Origin of the sequence: Mesoflavibacter sp. CH_XMU1422-2, from assembly GCF_037029245.1 — a bacterium.
Classification (GTDB): domain Bacteria; phylum Bacteroidota; class Bacteroidia; order Flavobacteriales; family Flavobacteriaceae; genus Mesoflavibacter; species Mesoflavibacter zeaxanthinifaciens.
The window spans coordinates 1-1315 of the sequence record NZ_JAYMEE010000068.1 but is presented as its reverse complement, the minus strand read 5'-3'; the positions used below and the strand labels follow the sequence as shown (position 1 = coordinate 1315).

Sequence of the window (1315 nt, the reverse complement as noted above, 5' to 3'; positions counted from 1 at the left end):
ATTCCTCTCTTTGGTTCTTTATGATTAAATGTTAAAGTTAATAGATTGCTAACTTAAGATGTATAACCGCAATTACGGCGGATTAGACTACGTCCGAATCCACTCGGAATTGCTAAAGCCTGTGATAAACCGAAAATAATCGCTAATTTAACCCGTAACTGACGGTTATACGAGACCGTTACCAAACAGTTGAAAACAGAAACTAAATGACACTTTGGATTTTTTTAATTGTAATTATTGGAATTTTTGTTTTTCTAACTCATACAAAAATTGAGTTCTTAAAAATGAGAACTACTTCAAAAAAAATATCTGCCGAAGTAATTGAATACCGAAAGGAAAAAGGCCCAATGAGAAATGATTACACTGAATTGGACTATCCTTATGTGAAAATTGATTTAGAAAATAACGAGTACACTATTCAAAAAGTAAAATATGCTAATAGTTGGAGTAAACCTTTCGAAATTGGACAAAAAATTGACGTCTTTTGGTATGGAAATGACCTCTTATACTGGAATGCTTATGATAACGGAATTAACAAATATTTGCCGAATAAATGGAATCTAAAAAAATGAATTTTATAATTAAAAAATAAAAACCGTTTGGTAACAACGGCTATAATCCATTGCTATGAAAGTGAAAAAACCTAACTTAGTATTAATTAATTTTGGCTTGATTCCTACTCTGAAAAATCTCCGATTTTTCGCCGCAACGGAATCATAGCCAAACCGTTGGGTTTAATGCTGAAATTCCGTTCCAAATCAAAACTTTCGGCTGAAATTTAAGTTTGGAAAAATCGGAATTTGACAAATATCTACGTGGAATTTAAACCTTTTGCGGAAAAACAAACTGCCGAATCTGAGCAAGTTTGCGGAATCGAAATGTTGACAGAATCACATCGGAATTTTTAGCTCGCTTGCGGAATCGGAATCTGAACTGAAACCAAAACCGAACTGTGGGCGGAATTTAGCAAGTTGCGGAATTGATTACTCTTCCGAAGCTTCGGAACTGAATTGAAAAACATTGCGGAAATTTAGCAAGTTTGCGGAATAAAAATCTTGCAAAAGAAAAACGGAAGGAATTATTAAGCGGACAAAAAAGCACTAAAACCCAACACCGTATAAAAATAATTGCTACTTTAGTGCTTGACCAAAGGTTGTTGCGCTTTTGCCGCGTCTGATTTTCCTATCGGAAAATCTGCCGCACACAAAACCGCAACTATTCTTATACCAACACGTTGTAAGTAATCTTGAAAAAAGATGTTCAAAAGGAAAAAATTCAAATATTCGGACTTAAAACCAGGTGACAGAATTCGCAA

The 1315-nt window shown here is 34.1% G+C and carries 2 protein-coding genes; one reads left to right on the top strand and one right to left on the bottom strand.

What is annotated here, in order from left to right; genetic code table 11:
- Nucleotides 1-284: 284 nt before the first annotated feature.
- Nucleotides 285-572, top strand: coding sequence for a hypothetical protein (locus WA340_RS11935; protein ID WP_336129240.1), 288 nt, complete (start codon nucleotides 285-287; stop codon nucleotides 570-572).
- 563 nt (nucleotides 573-1135) lie between these two features.
- Here the strand turns inward: WA340_RS11935 and WA340_RS11930 are convergent.
- A partial coding sequence (locus WA340_RS11930; RefSeq protein WP_336129239.1) for a hypothetical protein occupies nucleotides 1136-1315 on the bottom strand: 180 nt, incomplete at its 5' end.

What these genes read in the sequence shown, in the direction of transcription:
- WA340_RS11935 (WP_336129240.1), top strand. Translation starts at nt 285, where the DNA reads ATGAGAACTACTTCAAAAAAAATATCTGCCGAAGTAATTGAATACCGA.